This is a genomic window from Streptomyces sp. NPDC001599 (assembly GCF_042893535.1).
In the GTDB taxonomy this organism is placed as follows: domain Bacteria; phylum Actinomycetota; class Actinomycetes; order Streptomycetales; family Streptomycetaceae; genus Streptomyces.
In genome coordinates, this window is sequence record NZ_JBIAVA010000001.1 from 214,314 (window position 1) to 236,017 (window position 21,704).

The 21,704-nt window shown below is 71.7% G+C and carries 18 protein-coding genes; 10 read left to right on the top strand and 8 right to left on the bottom strand.

Annotated elements, in window-relative coordinates; all coding sequences use genetic code 11:
• Window positions 1–50 precede the first annotated feature (50 nt).
• Both ACFYZ3_RS01040 and ACFYZ3_RS01045 read right to left on the bottom strand, forming a co-directional pair.
• On the bottom strand, window positions 51–1,235 hold the full coding sequence (locus tag ACFYZ3_RS01040) for an MAB_1171c family putative transporter (protein ID WP_388513026.1): 1,185 nt from the start codon (window positions 1,233–1,235) through the stop codon (window positions 51–53).
• Window positions 1,232–1,759 carry a toxin gene (locus ACFYZ3_RS01045; RefSeq protein WP_388513029.1) on the bottom strand — a complete coding sequence of 176 codons (528 nt, stop codon included), beginning with the start codon at window positions 1,757–1,759 and terminating at the stop codon, window positions 1,232–1,234. Before ACFYZ3_RS01045 ends, ACFYZ3_RS01040 begins: the two co-directional genes overlap by 4 nt.
• 269 nt (window positions 1,760–2,028) lie before the next feature.
• Between ACFYZ3_RS01045 and ACFYZ3_RS01050 the strand changes: the two genes are divergently transcribed.
• Genes ACFYZ3_RS01050 through ACFYZ3_RS01065 form a run of 4 tightly spaced genes read left to right on the top strand, consistent with a single transcriptional unit; the run spans window position 2,029 to window position 6,719 of the window.
• Complete coding sequence (locus ACFYZ3_RS01050; protein ID WP_388513031.1) at window positions 2,029–3,387, top strand: extracellular solute-binding protein; 1,359 nt, start codon at window positions 2,029–2,031, stop codon at window positions 3,385–3,387.
• Window positions 3,384–4,325, top strand: a complete 942-nt coding sequence (locus ACFYZ3_RS01055) for a carbohydrate ABC transporter permease (RefSeq protein WP_388513033.1) — start codon at window positions 3,384–3,386, stop codon at window positions 4,323–4,325. Before ACFYZ3_RS01050 ends, ACFYZ3_RS01055 begins: the two co-directional genes overlap by 4 nt.
• A complete protein-coding gene (locus ACFYZ3_RS01060) occupies window positions 4,322–5,185 on the top strand; it encodes a carbohydrate ABC transporter permease (RefSeq protein ID WP_388513035.1) in 864 nt (287 codons plus the stop codon). The genes ACFYZ3_RS01055 and ACFYZ3_RS01060 overlap by 4 nt, the downstream gene beginning before the upstream one ends.
• 28 nt (window positions 5,186–5,213) lie before the next feature.
• Window positions 5,214–6,719, top strand: coding sequence for an alpha-N-arabinofuranosidase (locus tag ACFYZ3_RS01065; protein WP_388513037.1), 1,506 nt, complete (start codon window positions 5,214–5,216; stop codon window positions 6,717–6,719).
• A 12-nt stretch (window positions 6,720–6,731) separates the two neighbouring features.
• On the opposite strand, the gene ACFYZ3_RS01070 is transcribed toward ACFYZ3_RS01065, so the two are convergent.
• Window positions 6,732–9,470: a beta-galactosidase gene (locus tag ACFYZ3_RS01070; protein ID WP_388513039.1), complete on the bottom strand. Its 2,739-nt coding sequence runs from the start codon at window positions 9,468–9,470 to the stop codon at window positions 6,732–6,734.
• 97 nt (window positions 9,471–9,567) lie between these two features.
• Between ACFYZ3_RS01070 and ACFYZ3_RS01075 the strand changes: the two genes are divergently transcribed.
• Window positions 9,568–10,026, top strand: coding sequence for an Rrf2 family transcriptional regulator (locus tag ACFYZ3_RS01075; RefSeq protein ID WP_109032074.1), 459 nt, complete (start codon window positions 9,568–9,570; stop codon window positions 10,024–10,026).
• A 204-nt stretch (window positions 10,027–10,230) separates the two neighbouring features.
• Window positions 10,231–10,887 carry a DUF4360 domain-containing protein gene (locus ACFYZ3_RS01080; protein WP_161379076.1) on the top strand — a complete coding sequence of 219 codons (657 nt, stop codon included), beginning with the start codon at window positions 10,231–10,233 and terminating at the stop codon, window positions 10,885–10,887.
• 28 nt (window positions 10,888–10,915) lie between these two features.
• On the opposite strand, the gene ACFYZ3_RS01085 is transcribed toward ACFYZ3_RS01080, so the two are convergent.
• Window positions 10,916–12,484 (bottom strand): substrate-binding domain-containing protein, encoded by a 1,569-nt coding sequence (locus tag ACFYZ3_RS01085; protein WP_388513042.1) that lies wholly within the window; start codon window positions 12,482–12,484, stop codon window positions 10,916–10,918.
• Window positions 12,485–12,737: 253 nt separating this feature from the next.
• Here ACFYZ3_RS01085 and ACFYZ3_RS01090 point away from each other — a divergent pair, with 253 nt between their 5' ends.
• Complete coding sequence (locus ACFYZ3_RS01090; protein ID WP_388513044.1) at window positions 12,738–13,706, top strand: arabinan endo-1,5-alpha-L-arabinosidase; 969 nt, start codon at window positions 12,738–12,740, stop codon at window positions 13,704–13,706.
• A 39-nt stretch (window positions 13,707–13,745) separates the two neighbouring features.
• Here the strand turns inward: ACFYZ3_RS01090 and ACFYZ3_RS01095 are convergent, their stop codons facing one another.
• The 4 genes from ACFYZ3_RS01095 to ACFYZ3_RS01110 all read right to left on the bottom strand — a co-directional run bounded on the left by ACFYZ3_RS01095 (window position 13,746) and on the right by ACFYZ3_RS01110 (window position 18,466).
• Window positions 13,746–14,957, bottom strand: a complete 1,212-nt coding sequence (locus ACFYZ3_RS01095) for a helix-turn-helix domain-containing protein (RefSeq protein ID WP_361001098.1) — start codon at window positions 14,955–14,957, stop codon at window positions 13,746–13,748.
• Between the two features lie 184 nt (window positions 14,958–15,141).
• Window positions 15,142–16,083, bottom strand: a complete 942-nt coding sequence (locus tag ACFYZ3_RS01100; RefSeq protein WP_388513046.1) for a hypothetical protein — start codon at window positions 16,081–16,083, stop codon at window positions 15,142–15,144.
• A gap of 34 nt (window positions 16,084–16,117) precedes the next feature.
• Window positions 16,118–17,719 carry a DUF6801 domain-containing protein gene (locus ACFYZ3_RS01105; protein ID WP_388513047.1) on the bottom strand — a complete coding sequence of 534 codons (1,602 nt, stop codon included), beginning with the start codon at window positions 17,717–17,719 and terminating at the stop codon, window positions 16,118–16,120.
• Between the two features lie 114 nt (window positions 17,720–17,833).
• Window positions 17,834–18,466 carry a hypothetical protein gene (locus ACFYZ3_RS01110; RefSeq protein ID WP_388513050.1) on the bottom strand — a complete coding sequence of 211 codons (633 nt, stop codon included), beginning with the start codon at window positions 18,464–18,466 and terminating at the stop codon, window positions 17,834–17,836.
• A 652-nt stretch (window positions 18,467–19,118) separates the two neighbouring features.
• Here ACFYZ3_RS01110 and ACFYZ3_RS01115 point away from each other — a divergent pair.
• From ACFYZ3_RS01115 to ACFYZ3_RS01125, 3 genes are read left to right on the top strand one after another with little or no spacing between them, the layout of a single operon-like run.
• The gene (locus ACFYZ3_RS01115; protein WP_388513052.1) at window positions 19,119–20,129 is read left to right on the top strand and encodes an ABC transporter ATP-binding protein; all 1,011 of its coding nucleotides are present in this window, start codon (window positions 19,119–19,121) and stop codon (window positions 20,127–20,129) included.
• The gene (locus ACFYZ3_RS01120) at window positions 20,126–20,890 is read left to right on the top strand and encodes an MlaE family ABC transporter permease (RefSeq protein WP_388513054.1); all 765 of its coding nucleotides are present in this window, start codon (window positions 20,126–20,128) and stop codon (window positions 20,888–20,890) included. Before ACFYZ3_RS01115 ends, ACFYZ3_RS01120 begins: the two co-directional genes overlap by 4 nt.
• 6 nt (window positions 20,891–20,896) lie before the next feature.
• On the top strand, window positions 20,897–21,703 hold the full coding sequence (locus tag ACFYZ3_RS01125) for an ABC transporter permease (RefSeq protein WP_115741938.1): 807 nt from the start codon (window positions 20,897–20,899) through the stop codon (window positions 21,701–21,703).
• The last annotated feature ends 1 nt before the right edge of the window (window position 21,704 follow it).

Sequence of the window (21,704 nt, forward strand, 5' to 3'; positions counted from 1 at the left end):
CCGGGTGCCCGCGCGGCCGCCCGGGTCACCCTCGGTGCCGCCGCCCGCCGTCACGCGGTGCCCGCCGTCGTCCTGCCGGTCGGGACCGTGGACGCGGCCGGTATCCGCACGGCGCCGGCGAGCACGTCGGAGATCCTCGCGAGAGCCGCCGGGTCCGGCGACGGGGCCAGGGGGCGACCGGTGCCCGTGGCGGGCGACGGCACCCTCCCGGGGCCGGCCTCGTGCCGCAGCGCGTCGACGATCACCGCGGCCCAGGCACTCGCCCCGGCCAGCTCGGGATCGCCCGTCGCCGCCAGCGTGTCGGCGCGGGTCCGGTCGAACAGGTCCCGGTCGCAGTACGCGTCCAGGTGACCGAGCGCGTTGTGGATGCTCGTCCGGCGCCACATCAGGAGGGTGGCGGGCGAGGCGAACCGCGGGCGCGGCAGCCGCAGCGCCCGGCGGACGAGCAGGTCGTCCAGCGCCCGCTCCAACGGCCCCAGCCGCGCGTACGCGCGTCCCGCCCGCCGCCACTCGGCCACCCGAGGCGTCACCAGCGGCACCAGCACCCCGACGACCACCAGCAGGGCGCCCAGGCCCGCGGCGGCCGGGGAGACCGTGGTGCCGAGCGCCGACCAGTCCTGCCCGGACCAGCGGGCGCCCACCGCGACGAGCTTGGTGGCGCTGTAGCCGGCGCCGCACAGCGAACCGGCCCCGATCAGCGTCAGGCCGGCCCGCAGCCCGCCGTGCACCTGCCGGGCCCAGCGCAGCGCGGACACCGTCGTGACGGTCGCCGCGCTCAGGTGCGCGACCAGGTACAGCACGATCATCTGGGCGATGAAGGGGGTCGTCGCGTAGTAGGTGTCCAGATCGGTGCGGCGCTCCACGGGCGCGTCGCCGAGCGCGAAGGTCACCGCGACGCCGAGGACCACGACGGCGTAGGCGAGCGTCCACCGGCGGGCGGTGCGGCGCACCCGGGGACCGCCGCGCCAGTGGACGACGAGGACCTGGGAGGCGGCGCAGTATCCGGTGATCGCCGCGTAGGTGACCGGCGCCGCGAGGTTGGGCACGCCGCTCAGCCGGTTGACGGCGCCGACCGTGGGCGGCGCTCCGAGCAGGAAGCAGAGCCCGGCCAGTCCCAGCACCGCGCAGATGGCCCGCAGATACGGATCGCGCCGGTGCCGCAGCAGATCGGGGGCGCGCACCGCGAGGCCGAGCCAGAGCGCCGCGCAACTCACATAGTTGATCAGGCCGTTCATCCGGTCGTCCCGCGGTAGTTGAGCGCGGCCCCGATGCGGCCGGCGAGGCTCTGAGGGCTGGCCGGGCCGCCGCCCTCCGCGGCGAACACCGAGTCGGTGGAGGCGTCCAGCCAGGTGCGCAGCCGACTGCCCATCAGCATGCCGAAGCGGTCCGCCTCCTGTTCCTCCGCCAGGGAGAAGTCGGTGCGCGCGGCCACCGCCCGGGACCGGTCGTCCGCCTCCGCGCCGCTCTCCGCCCGGCGGCGGCTCATGTGCCACACCTCGTGGCAGAGGATCACGATCTGGTGCCAGACGGCCGCGCGTTCGTCGACCACCACGTCGTCGTGGCTCTCGCGCTCGAGCCACAGCCCGCTCGCGGTGTGCGGCGGGAACGCCGCCCGGTGCACGACCACCTCCCGTCCCCGCCACGCGCTGACGGAGGCGACGAGCGCCTCGAACAGCACCTCGGGGTCGGCCGGCACGGCCACCTCGATGGGGTCGATGAGAGCGTCAGCGAGACGACGCATCTCCTTCCTGGTACGCACCGCTGTCTCCTCGTTCCCCCGGCCGTCCTTCGGTCACCCCTGCAATATGCCAAGACGCGCGGCCTCTGGGCCAGTTCCCGGGGCCCTGTCGGTCGCCAGGTGGCCGAGACGGTGCCCTCCTGACGCACCCCGCTCCCTGTGAAGGCCGGTCCGATCCTGCCCGAACCATTGACGCGAAAGCGCTTCCCACCTACCTTCCCGTTCGAAGTTACGAGCGACATCCGAAATACCGAACGACGTTCCTCGAACGACGACAGATGGGGCAGGGCATGGGACGACCTGGCCTGAATCGCAGGCACTTTCTGGCCGCGGCCGGCGGCCTGACGGTCGCGGGCAGCTTCGGCTTCGCCGCGCTCGGCACCGGCGCCGACGCGCTCGCCTCCGGAGCGGACACCCGGGTCCGCTACTGGAACCTCTTCAGCGGCGGCGACGGATACAACATGATCGCGATGCTGGACTCCTTCCGCGAGGACAACCCCGGCATCGACGTGAAGGACTCCACCCTCCAGTGGGGCAGCCCCTTCTACACCAAGCTCGCCATGGCCGCAGCCGGCAACCGCGCGCCCGACCTCGGCGTCATGCACCTCGGCCGCGTCACCGGCTTCTCGCCCGGCCGCCTCCTCGACCCCTGGGACCCCGCGCTGCTCGCCAAGTACGGCGTGCGCGAGAAGGACTTCAACCCGGAGCTGTGGAAGCGCGCCGTCATCGACGGCAAGCTCTACGCGCTGCCGCTCGACATCCACGTCCAGCTCTGCTTCTACCGCAAGGACGTGCTGAAGAAGGCGGGCCTGCTCGGCGAGGACGGCCGGATCGTGCCGGTCACCTCCCCCGAGGAGTGGTTCGACGTGCTCAAGGAGGCCAGGAAGGCCACCGCGAAGGGGCTTCAGACCATCGGCCTGTGGCACAACGACCAGAACTTCCAGTGGTGGTTCTTCGTCGCCTTCTACACCCAGCTCGGCGGCACCTGGTTCAACGACGCCAAGACCGAGGTCACCTTCGACACCGACAAGGCCACCCAGGTCCTGGAGTTCCTGCGCAAGCACGTCGCCGACGGGTACGCCAACCCCACCTTCGGCGGCAACGCGGGCGCCGAACAGTTCGTCAACGGCTCCCCGTTCGCCTGGGAGGGCAACTGGTCCGTGCCCGTCTTCGACACCGCGAAGGTCGACTACGGTGCCACCCCGCTGCCGCCCGTCTTCGGCAAGAGGGCCACCCACGCCGAGTCCCACTCCTTCGTCCTGCCGCACCAGGCCGACCGCGGCGGCGCCACCAACGAGGGCGCCCACCGGCTCGCCGCCTACGTCGTCAAGCACGCCCGGCAGTGGGCGGCCGGCGGCCACATCCCCGCCTACACGCCGACCCTGTCCACGGCCGCCTACAAGAAGCTGGAACCGCAGAACGAGTACGTCTCGGCCATGGACCACCAGGCCACCGAGCCCAAGGTGTGGTTCGCCGGGTCCACCGGCATCCTCGCCCAGCGCGTGGGCCCGGTGGTCGTCTCCTCGACGACGGGCTCCGCGAGGCCCGAGGCCGCCGCCCGCCGGATGAAGGGCACGCTCACCGAACTGCTCGCCATGAAGAACCCCATGGACGGCCGCACCGCCGCGCAGGGAGGTAGCGCCGCATGACCGCCACCAGCGCCGAAACGATCGTCCGCCCGACGCGGGCGAGGAGCGCCGCCGACAGCGCCACCGTCCGCCGCAGGCAGGGCTTCCAGCACGGCGGCTGGTTCGTCGCCCCGTTCCTCGCGCTCTTCGCGCTCTTCGTGGTCTGGCCGCTGCTGCGCGGCCTCTACCTCAGCTTCACCGACGCCAACATCTCCGGCGACAGCGCGAACTTCATCGGCCTCGACAACTACCGCGAGGCCCTGAAGGACCCCCTGATGTGGGACGCGCTCGGCCACAGCGCGTACTTCACGCTGCTCGTCGTGCCCTGCATCACCGTCCTCGCCTTCCTCCTCGCGATGCTGGCCCACCACATCGAGCGCGGCAAGTGGCTGTGGCGGCTCTGCTTCTTCCTGCCGTTCCTGCTGCCGTCCACCGTCGCCGCCAACCTGTGGCAGTGGCTGTTCAACCCCGGCACCGGCATGGTCAACCACGTCTTCGGTCTCGACACCCCGTGGCTGACCGACAAGTCGTACGCGATGCTCGCCGTCGTCATCACCACCCTGTGGTGGACCGTCGGCTTCAGCTTCCTGCTCTACCTCGCCGCGCTCCAGGGCATCCCCGCCCACCTCTACGAGGCCGCCAAGCTGGACGGCGCGAACGCCTGGCACCGCACCCTGCACATCACGCTGCCGATGCTGCGCAACATCACCGGCCTCGTCGTCGCCCTCCAGATCCTCGCCTCCCTCCAGGTCTTCGACCAGGCCGTCGTCATGCAGGACTTCGGCCCCGGCCCGGAGGACTCGACCCGCACCTTCGTGCAGTACACGCTCGAACAGGGCTTCACCAGCTACCGCGTGGGCTACGCCTCCGCGATCTCCATCATCTTCTTCGTGCTCATCGCGGCCGTCGCCCTCGCCCGGATGTGGCTGCTGCGCAACCGTGAGGAGGGCGGCCGATGACCACCGCCACACCGCCGATCCGCACCCGCCCCCGCCGGAGCTGGACCCTGGGCCAGATCGTGCTCACGCTCCTCGGCACCGCCGTCTCCGCGGTGTTCCTCGCCCCGCTCCTGTGGGCCCTGTTCACCTCGCTCAAGTCGGAGACCGAGGCGGTCGAGGTGCCCACGCACTGGCTGCCGCACGACTGGACCGGCCAGGCCTGGAAGGCCCTCTTCGAGACCGGCAACATCACCGACTGGTTCGTCAACTCCCTCGTCGTGTCGGTGTGCGTGACGGCGATCGTGCTGCTGGTCGCCGCGCTCGCCGGATACGGCTTCGCCCGCACCGAGTTCCGGGGCAAGGGCCTCCTGATGGGCCTGGTGATGGCCGGCCTCATGGTCTCCCCGGCCGTGCTCGGCGTCCCGCTGTTCACCACCGTCCAGCAGATGGGGATGGTCGACACCTACTGGGGCATGATCCTGCCGCAGTGCGCGCCCGCCGCGATGGTCTACATCCTGTACAAGTTCTTCCAGGGCATCCCGCGCGAGCTGGAGGAGGCCGCCTTCATCGACGGCGCGGGCCGCTGGCGCGTCTTCTTCACGATCATCGTGCCGCTGTCGCGCCCCTCGCTCGCCGCGGTCGGCATCTTCACCTTCATCAGCTCCTGGAACAACTTTCTGTGGCCCTACATGGTCACCAACAACCCCGACCTGATGACCATGCCGAACGGCATCGCGACCGTCATGAACTCCTACGGCATCCAGTGGGCCCAGCTCATGGCCGGCGGTCTGATGGCCGGCCTGCCGCTGATCGTCGTCTTCGTCTTCTTCCAGCGCCAGATCGTGGCGGGCGTCGCCCACACCGGCCTGGCCGGCCAGTAGCCCTCCCACACCGTCCCGAAAGGAAAAGATGCGCACCGCCCGCTTCACCCTCGACCCCGCCTTCACCGTCGGCGCCGTCAACCCCCGTCTCTTCGGCTCCTTCGTCGAACACCTCGGACGCTGCGTGTACACCGGCGTCTTCGAACCCGGGCATCCCACCGCGGACGCCGAGGGCCTGCGCCAGGACGTGCTGGAGCTGGTCCGGGAACTCGGCGTCACCGCCGTCCGCTACCCCGGCGGCAACTTCGTCTCCGGCTACAAGTGGGAGGACTCGGTCGGCCCGGTGGAGGACCGCCCGCGCCGCCTCGACCTCGCCTGGCGCTCCACCGAGACCAACCGCTTCGGCCTCTCCGAGTACATCGCCTTCCTCAAGAAGATCGGCCCGCAGGCCGAGCCCATGATGGCGGTCAACCTCGGCACCCGCGGGGTCGCCGAGGCCCTCGAACTCCAGGAGTACGCCAACCACCCCTCCGGCACGGCCCTGTCCGACCTGCGTGCCGAGCACGGCGACAAGGACCCCTTCGGCATCCGGCTCTGGTGCCTGGGCAACGAGATGGACGGACCCTGGCAGACCGGCCACAAGACCGCCGAGGAGTACGGCCGCCTCGCCGCCGAGACCGCCCGCGCCATGCGCCAGATCGACCCGGGCGTCGAACTGGTCGCGTGCGGGTCGTCCGGGCAGTCCATGGAGACCTTCGCCGAGTGGGAGGCGACGGTCCTGGAGGAGACCTACGACCTGGTCGACCACATCTCGCTGCACGCCTACTACGAGCCGCACGACGGGGACGTCGACTCCTTCCTCGCCTCCGCCGTGGACATGGAGTCGTTCATCGAGAACGTCGTCGCCACCTGCGACCACGTCGGCGCCCGCCTCAAGTCGAAGAAGAAGATCAACCTCTCCTTCGACGAGTGGAACGTCTGGTACATGAGCAAGACGCAGGCCGAGGTCGGCGCACTGGACTGGCCCGAGGCGCCCCGCCTGCTGGAGGACAACTACAGCGTCATGGACGCGGTCGTCTTCGGCTCGCTCCTGATCGCCCTGCTGCGGCACGCCGACCGCGTCACCGTGGCCTGCCTCGCGCAGCTCGTCAACGTCATCGCGCCGATCATGACCGAGCCGGGCGGCCCGGCCTGGCGCCAGACGACGTTCTTCCCCTTCTCCCAGGCCTCGAAGTACGGCCGCGGCGAGGTGCTCGACGTCCGGGTGGACTCACCCACGTACGAGACGGGCAAGTACGGCGAGGCCGACCTGCTGCACGCCACCGCCGTGCGCGCCGAGGACGGCTCGGTGACCGTCTTCGCCGTCAACCGCTCGCGCACCGGGGCCCTGCCTCTCGAGGTCGCCCTGAGCGGCCTGGAGCTGACGGAGGTCGTCGAGCACAGCGCCCTCGCGGACGCCGACCCCGACGCCCGCAACACCCTCGCCGAGCCCGAGCGCGTCGTCCCGCACCCGGTGGACGGCACGCTGCTGAGGGACGGCCGGCTCACCGCCGCCCTGGAACCGCTGTCCTGGAACGTGATCCGGCTGCGCTGACCCGGGCCCGGGTCAGCCGTCGCGCCGGCCGGGGGAGGGGACGGGCTTCACCGGCACTCCTCCGGCCGCGCCGCCCAGCGGCTCCAGGCGCACCGAGCCGGGGCCCGAGGGCGCGCCGCCGCCCGACAGGACCGCGAGGGCCAGGGTGTTGGCGGCGGCACGGGTGCGCAGGATGCCGTTCGGCAGGACGAAGGTGTGCGGGGCGCCCGTGCGGTCGCCCACGTACGCGCCCAGGTTCCAGCCGTTCAGGAAGACCTGGACGCGGTGGGCACCGGTGCCGCGGTCCGGGGTGCCGTCCAGGCGCAGCCCCACCGAGGCGTCGGTCTCCGGCGGGACGTCCAGGCGGAACGTGGTCCGGTACCAGGTCACGCCCTGGCGCGGGTCCCCGCCGGTCAGAGCCGCCGGGGACACCGGCTCCCACCGGCCGTCGTCGTAGCCGGGCAGGTGCCAGCCGTGGCGCTCCCCGTACAGTCCGCCGTTGTTGAGCGGCCCGCGCACCGGGTCGGGGGCGGCCGCGCCCATGATCCGCCAGCGCACCTCGGGCGAGGCGCCCTCGAAGGCGGCCGAGGTCAGCCCGCGGGCCGTCCGGTACGCGTCCTGGCCGTGCTGGGTGCGCCGGACCAGGACGGACAGGAGGGCACCGGCGCGCGGCTCGTTCGGCAGCCCGAACTCGGCCGTACCGGTCCACGTGCCCTTCCCGTCGCCCGCCCCGCCCGGCTGGTGGCTGCCCAGCGGCACCCCGTCCAGCCAGGCCATCAGCAGGCCGTGCGCGCCCGTGCTGTACGAGAGGGACACCCGCTCCAGCCCCGTGGCGCCGGTGAGGCGGGCGCGGTACCAGACGTCGCCGTAGTGGAAGCCGTAGTCGTCGGCGAAGAGCACCGGCCGGCCGTCGGGGCCCGGGGTCGTGCCGTGCGTCGTGCGCCGGTCGGCGACCGTCCACCCCTCGTCGCCGTAGTCGGGCCGGGACTCGAAGTTCTCCGTGCGCCGGCGCCAGCCGTCCAGCGCGGGCAGCACCGGGTCGGACACGCCCGGCAGCGGCCACACGGCCATCAGGCTCAGGGCGCGGCCCAGGCCCGACTGCACCGTCTCGCCGTTCCAGGCGACGTCGGTGATGCCGGGGGGCGCCCACACCTCCAGCTCGCGCTCGGCGACCGTGTCACCGGTCAGCCGGATCGTGGCACCGTCCAGGGCGGCCTCGCGCAGCAGCTCCGGTCCGCGCACCAGGATCCGGCCCGACGGGGTCTCGTACGGCCACAGCCGCAGCGAGGCGGCGTCGTCGGCGACGATCAGCAGGAGGGTGCGGTCGGTGTCGCCGCCGCGCACCCGCACCCGGGTCAGGCGGTCCTCCTTGAGCGGCACCGACACGTGCAGCCGCCCGCGGTCGAAGGCCCAGGCCGCCTCCTCGTCCAGCCGGGTCGGCCACGGCTCGTCCGGGCAGTCCAGGACCAGGTGCGCCATCTCGCCGGCCCGCCCCACGAACGCGGCGATGTCCAGCTTCCCGACGCTCATGGCCAGCATGGGCTGCACGGTGGCGTACGCCAGCTTGCGCCCCGAGCCCAGGCGCAGGCCGGTGGCGAAGAGCTTGGCGTCCCGGGCGGGCACGGTGACCTCCACGTCGGTGCCGCCCATGGGGAGGGTGGAGGTGACGTCGGCGGCGGAGTCGTTGCGCAGGACGTAGGCGTGCGCCCCGGTGTCCGGGTTGGCCAGATGCCGTACCCGGACCCGGCCGTCCGTGGCCCGCACCGCCGCCGCCTCGGTCATCCCGGTGAAGTCCGGTACGTGGCGCAGCAGGTGCCCGAGCTGGTGGAGCGGCGCGAGCTTGTCCGTCGGCCGCCGCGCCTCGTCGATCGCCGCGTTGGGGTCGTACGTCGGCGAGGGCGCCGAGGGCGCGGGCAGCCAGCCCCACGAGGTGCCGCCGAACGCCATGCGGACGTTGTCCAGGCTGCTCCCCCGCCCCAGGCGGTCGAAGTGGACCCGCCGCGCCTCGGCGGCGTCCCGGACCGGCCCCGGCGCCTGGCGGGCGAGCGGCGTGTCACCGTGCAGCAGGGGCACGTCGATGCCGTCGGCGCGCATCCTCGTGCGCAGGAGGTCCAGGTCGGCGCGCCCGGTGTGGTCCGCCCGGTAGAGCAGCACCGTGCCGGCGCCCCGGGTGAACAGGTGCCGGGCGGCGACGGCGTTGACCCGGCCCAGCCACTCGTCGGCGTGGCGCAGGTACGCCGGGTCGGTGCTCCCGGCCCGGCCCCCGACGGTCGTCAGCCAGCCGGGCAGGCCCCCGGCGTCCACGTCGGCGCCGATGTACGGGCCGGGGTGCAGGACGACGTACAGACCGCACTCGGCGGCCGTGCGCAGGAACAGGTCGAGGTCGCGGACACCGGTGAAGTCGTACGCGCCGGGGGCGGGGGAGTGCAGGTTCCAGGCGAGACGGACGGTGACCGCGTTGTGGCCGTAGGCCCGCATCTTCTGGAGCACGTCCCGCCACAGGGACGGGCTCGGCAGCCGGAAGGGGTGCAGCTCGCCGGACCACAGGGCCGGCCGCCTGCCGTCCACCAGCAGCGCGTGCCGGTCCAGCGCGACCCGGTGGCGCGCACCGTCGGCGCCGGGCGGGCCGGGCGGCGGCCCGGTGGGCGCGGGGCCCGAGGAGCCGGAGGCGGGCAGCGCCGTGCTGCCGCCCAGCGCGAGACCGAGGACGGTGGTGCCCGCGAGGGCGCTGAACGCTCGTCTGCCGAGCCTGCTGGGCCTGCTGAGCTCCAAGGGAGCCTCTCCTGTAGCGCGCGTGTCTCCGGCCCCGCCGCCTGCGCGGGACCACCTGTGCGGGGCCATTGTCCCAGCGGACGCCACAATGGTCGGCATGAGGATCTCGGCGCGTGCGGACTACGCGGTACGGGCGGTGCTGGAACTGGCCGTCCGGCAGGACGGTTCCCCGGTCAAGGCGGAGGACGTGGCAGCCGTCCAGGACATTCCGCACAAGTTTCTGGAGGGGATCCTCGGGGACCTCAGGCGCGGCGGCGTCGTGGAGAGCCGGCGCGGCGGGGGCGGCGGGTACCGGCTGGCGCGCGGGGCGTCGCAGATCACCGTGGCGGACGTGATCCGGGCGGTGGACGGCCCGATCGTCTCGGTGCGCGGGGAGCGGCCGACGGAACTGGTGTACACGGGCACGGCGGGGCCCCTGCTGCCGCTGTGGGTGGCACTGCGTGCCAATGTGCGCAGGATCCTGGAGGGCGTGACGATCGCGGACCTCGCGGCGGACGCGCTGCCGGACCCGGTGCGGGAGCTGGCGGCGGAACCGGCGGCGTGGGAGAACCCGTAGGCCGTGGCCCGGGTGGCGGAGAACACGCAGGCCCTCGGCCCAGGTGGTGGGAACCGGCCGGTGTGAATGGCCGGGAGAGTGTCTGTCCGCCCCCGTCGGGGCTCCCTACGATGCGACCGTTCCGTGAATGTCATGTGCACACCATGTGTAGATGGCGGACGCATTCAACCACATCCACCCCCCACCGACCGGGATGGGAGACCCATGGCCACCGGCCTGCTCCTGAGCGGCACGATCGCCGCGCTCCTCACCTCCGTGCTGCCCGCGCAGCAGCACCAGTCCTCCGGCGGGTTCGAGGACCCGCCGCCGGACAAGATCGTCATCAAGGTCGCCACCGTGAACGGCTCCGGCTGTCCGCAGGGCACGGCGGCGGTCGCCGTCTCCGAGGACAACACGGCGTTCACCGTCACGTACAGCGACTACCTCGCCCAGGCGGGCGGCGACTCCGCGCCCACCGACTTCCGCAAGAACTGCCAGCTCAACCTGCTCGTCCACGTCCCGCAGGGCTTCACCTACGCCGTCGCCAGTGCGGACTACCGCGGCTTCGCCGCCCTCCAGCCCGGCGCGAAGGGCACCCAGCGGGCCTCGTACTACTTCCAGGGCTCCCCGAACACGGAGTACCGCACCCACCCCTTCGGCGGCCCCTACAACGACAACTGGCAGGCCACCGACAGCACCGACTGGGCGCAGCTGGTCTGGGCGCCCTGCGGGGTCCAGCGCAACTTCAACATCAACACGGAGCTGCGGGTGAGCACCGGGACCTCCGACCCCGACGAGGTGAGTTTCATGACGATGGACTCCACGGACGGCGACATCAGCACGGTGTACCACCTGGCCTGGAAGGAGTGCCCGGAGTCCTGACCGGGCCGCCGCGGCCCCCTCCGGGGAGTCACCTCGCGGCGGGCGTGCCGTCCGGCCGGCACAGCAGCGGCTTGTCCAGCTCGGCGCAGGGGCGGTGGCCCTTGGAGCGGACGATGTCCTTGCCGACCTCGTCGGCGAGGTAGCGCAGGAAGCCCGCCGCCAGGGAGTCGGCCGGCGGCTCGCCGTAGGTGTAGGCGATCTCCGTCTGCCAGTACGGGTACGCCCCCTGGTCGGCGCCCTCCAGGGTGGCCGGGTAGCCGTCGATGCGGATCTGCCGTACGTCGTCGTGCGCGGCGGCGGCGCCGACCTCGCTGTGGCCCAGGGCCCCCGGGGTCGAGGCCACCGTGTCCAGCAGTGTCCCGGTGCCGCCCACCTCGCAGCGGCCCGGCCGGTCGCGGTCGAGCCCCGCGCAGTCGGGGGTGGTGACCGCCGGCAGCGGGCGGCCGCCGAGGACCTGCCGTTCGAGCGTGGTCCGGGTGCCCGAGCCGGGGTTCCGGCTGACCAGGTGGATGGGGACGTCGTTGCCTCCCACCTGGCTCCAGTTGGTGACGCGCCCGGCGTAGACGTCCCGTACCTGCTTCAGGGACAGGTCCTCGACGCCTGCCCCCTTGTGCACGACCAGGGTGAACAGGGACAGCGCGACGGGCCTCGGCAGCAGCCGCGGCCGGCCGTCGGACTTCGGTCCGTCGCTGAAGGCCAGTCTGTCGCCGAGGCCCCGGCCTTCCGGGAGCCGGGCGCCCGCGCCGGCGGCGGCGAGCGTGTCGAGCCCGTCGACGCTGCCCTTGAAGGAGGTGGCGGTGAGCGGGATGCGGGCGTCCGGGCAGGTCCGCTCGTACTGCTCCGCGGCCTCCCGCAGCACCGGCGCGAAGGCCGTGGAACCCGACAGGTGCAGGGTCCCGGCGGCGCAGTCCAGCGGCGCGGCGGCGTCCTCGCCCCCGGCCAGGGTGAACGCCGACTGGGTGGCGCTGACCAGGATGAGCGAGGCGAGCAGCCAGCGGACCTGGCGCGAGGCGAAGGGGTAGTACGCGGTCTTCCTGATGTTCCCGCCGCGCACCCCGCCGACGATCCCGGCGGTGACCTCCGGCTCGGGGAACTCGGGTTCGGTGAAGCCCTCCTCGCGGTCCAGGACCGCCAGGACCTTGTAGTGCGCCCGGCGGTTGAGGATCACCTTCGGCAGCTTGACGACCCGGCCCGTGGTCTCGAACCCCTCGGCCCCCGGCACGAAGAAGGTGGGCGGCACCTGGGGGCTGCGCTCGGTGACGGTCATGCCGACGACGCGGCGGCCGGGGAAGGCGATGCGTATGCCCACCGGGTCGTTGGCGGGAGCGACGTAGTCGGCGGCGACGACGGGGCTCCAGCCGGCGTTCTCGATCCGCAGCAGGACGACCGAGGGGTCGCGCAGGTTCGTACCGTCCCACTGCATGCGCTGCAACACCGTGGTGTCGGGCCCCGAGGCGGCCGAATCGCGGATCGTGGTGTCCAACTGGACGCGGTAGCCGAGCCGTTTGCGGCCCGCCAGCACGAACTCCCACAGCGCGGCCGCCACGGGCACGGCCAGACCCAGGACGGCGGCCAAGGACCCCCAGGACAGACTCACGTCCGGCTCCCCCTCAGGACGGTGACACGGGAGGCCATGGTGGCGGGGGAGTGGCGGGAGGGGGCGCGGCTCCGGTGACTCCACGGTTCGAATTCACGCGCCGGTCACCTTCGACACCCGCTGTTTTCCGGACATCAACCGCCGCTTTCGCCCGGGACATTGACGCGCAAGCGCTTCGATTCTAGGTTCCGTCACTGCGCCACGTCCGACATCGCGAATGTTGTTCGTGATACCGAACAGACAGGAGTCCCCCATGCGTCGCAGACGAGCCGCACTCCTCGCTCTCCCCACCGCAGCCCTGCTCGCCCTCGTCCCCTCCACGGCGTCGGCCTACCCGAACCCCGGCCGGGTCACCGGCTCCGTCGTCACGCACGACCCGACGATGATCCGCACCGCGTCCGGGCAGTACCGGCTCTACGCCACCGGCGGCGGCATCAGCAGCAAGGCGTCCTCGGACCGCACCGCCTTCTCCGCGGGCGCCGACGCCTTCGGCTCCCTGCCCGGCTGGTGGTCGCAGTACTCCGACGTTCCGGAGGCCTGGGCGCCGGACATCTCGTACCACGGCGGCAGGTACCTGATGTACTACTCCGTCTCGTCCTTCGGCGTGAACACCTCCGCCATCGGCCTCGCGGTCTCCACCACCGGGGCGCCGGGCAGCTGGAGCGACCAGGGCGTCGTCTACACCTCGAACTCCGCCGGCGACTACAACGCCATCGACCCGAACCTCTTCGTCGACGACGACGGCACCTGGTGGCTGTCCTTCGGCAGTTGGTGGACCGGCATCAAGATGATCCGGATCGACCCGGCCACCGGCAAGCAGCTCGCCTCCGACACCGCCCGCCGCTCCCTCGCCTCCCGGCCGACGGGCACCAAGGCCGTCGAGGCCCCGTACGTCGTCAAGCGGAACGGGTACTACTACCTCTTCGCCTCGTACGACGTCTGCTGCGACGGCACCAGCTCCACCTACAAGGTCAAGGTCGGCCGGGCGACCAGCGTCACCGGGCCCTACCGGGACCGCAACGGCGTCTCGATGATGGACAACGGCGGAACGCCGGTGCTGGAGTCGCACGGCAGCGTCATCGGACCCGGCGGTCAGTCGATCATGAACGACGTGGACGGCGACCTGATCGTCTACCACTACTACGACGGCAACGACAACGGCACGCCCAAGCTCGGCATCAACCTCCTGGACTGGAGCAGCGGCTGGCCCGTGGCGTACTGAGCCGCCCGCCGGTACCCACGAGCGCGCCGGCCCCGTACGTCACTCCGGGTCGTCGTGGCCCCGCAGGTGCAGCGAGCGGAGGGCCACCTCGATGGCGAAGCGGTGGTCGGGGTCGGCGAGCCGGTCGCCCAGGTAGGCGTCCAGGGTCCGCAGGCGGTAGCGCACGGTCTGCGCGTGCACGCCCAGCATCTCGCCGACCTGCTCCGCGGGCGCCCGGGTGGACACGTGCACGCGCAGGGTCTCCACCAGCCGGTCGCGCCGCCTGGCCGGCAACTCGTCGAGCGGGGCCAGTTCACGGGCCGCGACCCGGTCGACCAGGGCGGAGTCGGACAGCAGCCACAGGGTCGTCAGGTGATCCTCGCAGCGGATCAGCGGGGCGTCGGGTATGACATCGTCGTCCACGAGCTGAAGCACCCGGCGGGCCCAGCGGACGGAGTCGGCGGCCTGGCCGACCGGCACGGTCAGGCCCACCGCGGCGCGGGTGCCGGCCAGGGCCGTGCGGATCATGTCGAGTCGGGCGGGGGTGAGGTCCCCGGGCACCAGCAGGTGCGGCTGCGGTATGTCGAGGTCGGCGAGGACGTCCCGGTCGAGCCCGGCCTGGAGGTGCTCCGGCGCCGGAGGGTGCAGCGCGACCAGGAAGCAGGACCGGGGCAGCTCCCAGGCGGCGGCCTTGCACAGTTCGGAGACGGCCGTCCGGGGCAGCGGCGAGGCGGCGAGCAGGAAGTGCAGTAACTGTCTTCGTAACGCGGACTCCTCGGAGGCGGCCCGCTCCCGGACCTCCGCGTAGCCCTCGCGGGTGATCGCCTCCAGCTCCTCGACGTAGGCGAAGAGGGCGTCGGCGAAGGCGAGGATCAGCGCGGGGGAGAGGCTGTACTGCCGGCCCAGGGTCTTGGCCCGGCGCAGCGCGATACGGGCGCCGAGCCGGTAGGCACCTTGCAGGACCTCCAGGTCGCGGCCCTCGTAGGCCTCCACCCGGCCGAACCTGCGCAGCAGTTCGTCCCGCAGCTCCGAACTGCTGGAAGGGTCGGCCACCCGGTCCACGAAGGCGGTCAGCGCCTGCTCGACGCCCTGGCGGATCGCGTCCCCGTCCGGGCCGTTGAGCAGCCTGCCGTACACCGGATAGCTGCGGGTGACCTCGGTGCGTATCTCGTTCAGCAGCCCCGGGAGCAGCGGCCGCATGAAGGCCGCGAACTTCTTGGGGAGGGGGTCGAGCGGTTCACCGAGCACCGAAGGACGCGCGATTGAGGGCATGAGTGATCCCTTGCCGTCGACATGTCCGGCGAGGTGGGCCGACCGGGCCCCGCCCTCGGCGGGCGGAGCCTGGACCGGTCCACTGGGCGTTCACCGGTCTGGCAAAGCTGAAGGTAAATCAACTTTGTTGTGTTGTACATCTCTTGGGGAGGAATCGTGTCCCGGTTGTGTGTGCCTTTGGCTGTTACTCGACGGCGGAGTGCCAGTTCTCGGCCAGGACCTTGCCGGCGTCGGGGACGACGGTCCCGGGGGCGTTGAGCCCGGTGAGGTGGGTCCGGGTGTCGTTCAGGGTGACGCTGTTGTTCCCGGCGGCGGAGGGCAGCCCGGTCTTCGCGTTCACCGCGAGGTTGATCAGACCGATGTTCAGGCCGCAGCCGGTGGCGCCGGGCACCGCGAAGGTGCTGTCGTTCTGGGTGGCGCCGGTCAGGTTGATGCGGCTCATCTCGCCGGCCGCGTCCGCGGTGCCGTCGCCCTGGAAGAAGGTCATGCCGAACTCGGGGTAGTTGCGGTTCTCCGGGCGCAGCACGATCGGGTTGGCGGCCGTCCCGATGTAGCAGTTGTCGCCGAGCAGCGGGTTCTCCAGGTGGATGCGGACCGGCAGGGCGACGATGGGCAGGTCGGTGAGGACGCCCGCGGTCTGGTCGAAGGCGTAGGGCGCGCCGGCCGACTCCATGGTGGCGGTGATCTTGTTGAGGCTGGAGTTCTCCAGCGACTCGCAGATGCCCGTGATGACGAATATGTCGCTCGGGCACATCAGACCGAGCAGTCCGCCGGGCACGGTGGCGGGCTCGGCGACCAGCGCGCCGGAGGCGGGGGCGACCACGCTGCTGGTGCCGTCCGCGTTCTGGACGATGCCCATCTGGAGGTTGGTTCTGCCGGTCGTCACCGTGGTGTCGCCCAGTTTGATGGAGCCGCTCGCCGAGGTGGACACCACGCACTGCGGGGTCTTCTCGAAGCCGTCGGCCGCCAGCATCGCCGGGGCGTCCACGGGGCAGCGGGTGAAGGGGGCCCACTCGCCGTTCAGCGCCGGGTCGGCGGCGGTCGCCGTGCCCAGCGAGGCGAAGGCGCCGAGCGCGGTCAGCGCGGACACGGTGGCGAGCCGGGTGCGGGTGGAGATCCGGGGCATGGTGGTGGCCTTCCGTGGAGGTGTGGGACAGGGATCAGCGCTCGGCGACGGGGATCTCGTAGGGCTGGAGGTCCTCGGTGCACTGGCCTTCGTTCTCAGGGCTCGGGAAGACGGGGGCGGCGATCGCGCACGTCTGGCCCTGGACCTGCTTGATGTAGTTGCCCGGACCCGAGACGGAGGCGGTGAGCAGTCGGTCGAGGTCCTCGCCGTCGCTGCCGCAGCCGGTGAAGGCGGGGATGGTCACCTCGCCGGACAGCGCGCCGCCGCTCAGGAGCAGATAGCCGGTGGCCGGCAGGCCGATGAGCTGCTCGCCCCGGCCGTACAGCACCAGGTGGTCACCGGGGAAGTTCGCGGGGTCCGGGTCCTCGGAGGTGAGGGACGTCTCGGTCCGGCATTCGGAACCGACGTCCAGGGGTGTTCCGTTGACCTCGAGGTCCAGCACGTGCAGGACCAGCGGGGCCCGGACGTAGGTGTCGGTGATCGTGGTGAAGTCGGACAGCCGTATCTTCATGCGAGAGTCGATCCGCATGGTCCCCGTCTGCTCCAGCACCATGGTGGCCTTCACCGGGGCGAAGTCGAAGGACAGGAACGTCGCTTCGAAGGGCGGGGTCTGCTTGCGCTCCCGGTAGTGGAAGTTCGCGTACGACAGGGTGTCGAAGATCAGGTACTCCGGATCCGGCGGGCCCGGCACGGGCAGCCCCTGCTCGATCAGCACGCAGGACGGCGGGAGGTACGCGGCGCCCTTCATCTTCTTCACGTTGGCGTAGCCGGTGACATAGGCGTTGAGCGACACATCCGTGGGCGGGTGCTGCTCGTCGTAGCGGCAGGGCGGGACGTCGTCGCGGTCCGCGGCGGCGCCGGGGGTGTTCTCCAGTACCTTCGGCGAGCGCTCGGACTGCCGTTCCGGCCGCCGGTCCCCCGGCCCGTCCCGCCGTCCGTCGCCGTCCGGCGCCCCGGAGGACTCGGCCGGCCCCGACGAGGACGGTGAACCGCTCGGGGCCTGCCCGTCCGCGCCGACCGGTACGGTGGCCAGCAGCCCCTGGCCGGGCGCGTCCTCGGCGAGGGTGCAGTCGACGGTCAGCGAGCCGGGGTCCGCGGTGGCCGGGTCCGCCGCCCCGAGCGCCAGGTCGATCGCGAGGGCGCCGGCGGAGAACGTCAGGTCGCCGTCGCTCCGGCCGGCCACCGAGGGGACGTCTCCCCGCGTCACCAGTGTCAGCGGTCCCGACCCGGGCAGCGCGACGGGCTCGGCGCCGCCCCGCCAGGTCGCCGCGGCCGTGGCCGCGTTCTGGGCGACGCCGACGGCGAGCCGGGTGGCCGCCCGTACCTCGGCCGCGTCGCGCGCGGTGAGGTCCGCGACCGCCTCCGCCGGGAGTTCGACGGTGGTGGTGACGTCGGACGGCGTGAACGCCTCGCCCGCCTCGGCCCGTTCGGGGAACTCCGCCGAGACCCGCACCGTCGCGGGCAGCTGCCCCGAGGGGAGGGTGCAGACGTAGGGGAGTTCGGCCTCGACCTCCTGGGTGCCAGAGGCCGAGGCGGTGGTCGGGACCAGGGCGGCGAGCACGACGAACGCGGCGATCGACGTGGTCCGGGCACGGGCCCGGGACGGCCGCGGGGCGGCTGCTGGCGTGGCTTTCATGCGACTCCGCTCGGATGGCTCGGACGGGGCGCGCCGGTCTGCTCGGGCGCGCGGCACGGGGCCCGCGAACGCCCGGCCGGGGTACCGGCCGGGCGGGCGGGGCTGGTCGGCGGCCTACGGGTTGGAGCCGACGATGGTGGGGATGGCGCCGGTGCTCGCCACCGTGACGGCGTAGTTGCCCTTGAAGGTGGGCTTGGTGGTGGGGGTGACGATCGCACCGCAGTTGACCGGGTTGCTGACCGCCAGTTCACCGGCGGTGCTGTTGATCGCCAGGATGCCGGTGGAGTTGGTGTAGGTGCCGGAGGCCTTGCCCGTCACCGTGAACTTGCAGGCGCCGGCGGTGACGTTGGCCTTGACGTTGCCGACATAGCCCTTGGTGACACCGGTCGAGGCGTTGTAGTCCACCGCGATGACGTCCCACGGGGTGACCGACGTGGTGGTGACGTTGCCCAGGACGCTGGTGCACGGCGAGCCGGACGCGCCGAAGTTCATGGTGGTGATGTCGGCGACGTCCCCGGGGTTGCCGGTGGCGCTCGCCATCGTCCCGGCCGCCGTCGAGGTCGTGCACGTCATGGGGATGGTGGCGGTGAGCACGATGTTGCCGACGTTCACGGCCTTGAAGGCGGCCGGCGAGGGGGTGACCGTCCACACCGTGGAGGGCACCGCCGAGGAGGGGACGGCGGCGAGGCCGAGCGCCGACGCAGCCGCACACACCACGAGGGCCGACCTTCTCATGTTCTTCTTCATGACTCGGACTCTCCTTGAGGGTTGACCGGATTGGGCCGTGACGTTACTCGTCGGAAACATAGGCGAACAATGCGGCCGTCCATGATTCTTTGAAAAGTGGAACAAGCTGTTTCCGGGGTGAGTGAAACGCGATTCGGCTTAGTCATCCGGTGCCAAGGTCGAAGCGTTCGGCTCGCGGTGATCCTGCTCCGCCACCGTCCCATGCGAGAGGGTTCCGATACTCACCCGATGACAAGTGGCCGGCGGGTTCTTGTGACTTCCCTGACAGGTTCCGGATGGCCGAAGTCGGTATCCCGGAAAACTCCGGACCCGGTGTTGCCCGCCGAGGTTACTCGGCCGTAACGTGCCGGTGCGGTGCTCGGTTCCAGGTCGGTGGCCCCCGTCGGCCGGAGCCATGGCGGACGCGTTCCGGCCCACCCTCCATCGGGCCGGGGTGCCCGCCGGCGGGGTCCCGCGGGATCCACACCCCCCGGAACCGCGAGACCCTGCCCTGTCTCCCCGGAGACAAGTGCGGGGCGGGGAGGTTGTCAGCGCGGTGACAAGTTCCGCGGGGGCGCCGGAGATCCGTGCCGCACCCGTTGTCAGTGCGCTTCGGGCCGACTTAACGTGCGGGCCCGCAGCGCGTATCCGATCGGCGTCCGCTGGAGGTGATATGGGAATCGAAGTAGTGGTCGAGGGTCTGACCAAGTCCTTCGGTAAGCAGAGCATCTGGCGGGACGTGTCACTCACTCTTCCGGCGGGAGAGGTCAGCGTGATGCTGGGCCCGTCCGGAACCGGTAAGACCGTTTTCCTCAAGTCGCTCATCGGGCTGCTCAAACCCGAGAAGGGCCGTGTCCTCATCAACGGGGTGGACATGGTGAACAGTCCGGAAAGAGACATCTACGAGACCCGGAAACTCTTCGGTCTCATGTTCCAGGACGGCGCCCTCTTCGGGTCCATGTCCCTTTTCGACAACATCGCCTTCCCGCTGCGCGAACACACCCGCAAGAAGGAGTCCGAGATCCGCCGCATCGTCATGGAGCGGATCGAGGTCGTCGGGCTGCTGGGCGCCGAGGGAAAGCTTCCGGGGGAGATCAGCGGAGGCATGCGCAAGCGGGCGGGACTGGCCCGCGCGCTCGTCCTCGACCCGCAGATCATCCTGTGCGACGAACCGGACTCCGGTCTCGACCCGGTCCGCACCGCCTACATCTCCCAGCTGCTGATCGACCTGAACGCGCAGCTCGACGCGACGATGCTGATCGTCACCCACAACCTCGACATCGCCGCCACCGTGCCGGACAACATGGGGATGCTCTTCCTGCGTCAACTCGTCACCTTCGGCCCGCGCGAGGTGCTGCTCACCAGCGAGGAGCCGGTCGTGGCGCAGTTCCTGGGCGGCCGGCGCGAGGGGCCCATCGGGATGTCCGAGGAGAAGGACGCGGCCACCCTCGCCGCCGAGGCGGACGCCGCCCCCGCGGCCCCGGCCGCACCCCGGGAGATCGTGCCCCAGCTGGAACCCTCGCCGGGCCTGCCGCCGCGCCGGGCCGTCGCCCGCCGGCGTGAGCGTGTCATGGGCATGATCGAGTCGTTGCCGCCCGCCGCGCGGTCCGCCATCCGGGACACCTACGCGAAGAGTTCCGGGGCGGCCACCCTGCCGATGCCCGCCGCCGGGAGCGGCGCGTGATCACCGGCGCGCTGCGGCAGACCGGGCGGCTCTTCGCGCTCGCGGCGGAAGTGGTCCGGGCCGTGTTCCGAAGACCCTTCCAGTTCCGCGAGTTCGTCGAGCAGTTCTGGTTCGTCGCCAGCGTGACCATCCTGCCCGCCGCCCTGGTCTCGATCCCCTTCGGAGCCGTCATCGCCCTCCAGGTCGGCTCCCTGACCGAGCAGCTCGGCGCCCAGTCGTTCACCGGCGGCGCCAGCGTCCTCGCCGTCGTCCAGCAGGCCAGCCCGCTCATCGTCGCGCTGCTCATCGCGGGCGCCGGCGGCTCGGCGATCTGCGCCGACCTAGGCTCCCGCAAGATCCGCGAGGAACTCGACGCCATGGAGGTCATGGGCGTCTCCCCGGTGCAGCGGCTGGTCGTGCCCCGGGTCCTGGCCGCGATGGGCGTCGCGGTCCTGCTCAACGGCCTGGTCTCCGTCGTCGGCATCCTCGGCGGCTACTTCTTCAACGTCATCATGCAGGGCGGCACCCCCGGCGCGTACCTCTCCAGCTTCTCCGCCCTCGCCCAGCTGCCCGACCTCTACATCAGCGAACTCAAGGCGCTGATCTTCGGGTTCATCGCGGGCATCGTCGCCGCCTACCGCGGCCTCAACCCGCGCGGCGGCCCCAAGGGCGTCGGCGACGCCGTCAACCAGTCCGTCGTCATCACGTTCCTGCTGCTCTTCTTCGTCAACATGGTGATGACGGCCGTCTACCTCCAGATCGTCCCGCCGAAGGGAGGCTGAGGTCCGATGGCCTCCCCGCTCGTCTGGCTCGACCGCTCCGGCGACCAACTCCTCTTCTACGTCCGGGCCCTGCTGTGGGTCCCGCGGACCCTGCGCCGCTACCTCAAGGAGGTGCAGCGCCTGCTCGCGGAGGTGGCCTTCGGCTCCGGCGGCCTCGGCGTCATCGGCGGCACCATCGGCGTGATGATCGCGATGACGCTCTTCACCGGGACCGTCGTCGGGATCCAGGGCTACGCGGCCCTCGACCAGATCGGCACGGCCGCGTTCACCGGATTCGTCTCCGCCTACTTCAACACCCGTGAGATCGCGCCCCTGGTCGCCGGACTCGCCCTCTCCGCGACCGTCGGGGCCGGCTTCACCGCCCAGCTCGGCGCGATGCGCATCAACGAGGAGGTCGACGCGCTGGAAGGCATGGGCATCCGCTCCATGCCCTACCTCGTCACCACCCGCATCATCGCCGGCGTCGTCGCCATCATCCCCCTCTACGCGATCGGGCTGCTCTCCTCCTTCCTGGCCTCCCGCTACGTGACCGTCCTGTTCAACGGGCAGTCCCGGGGGACCTACGACCACTACTTCAACCTCTTCCTCTCCCCGACGGACGTGCTGCTCTCCGTCCTGAAGGTGCTGATCTTCAGCGTGATGGTGATCGTCGCCCACTGCTACTACGGCTACCGCGCCTCCGGCGGCCCCGCCGGCGTCGGCGTCGCCGTCGGCCGGTCGGTGCGCAACGCCATCGTGCTGATCAGCGTCACCGACTTCTTCCTCTCGCTGGCCCTGTGGGGCGCGACCACGACCGTGAAGGTGGCGGGGTGAG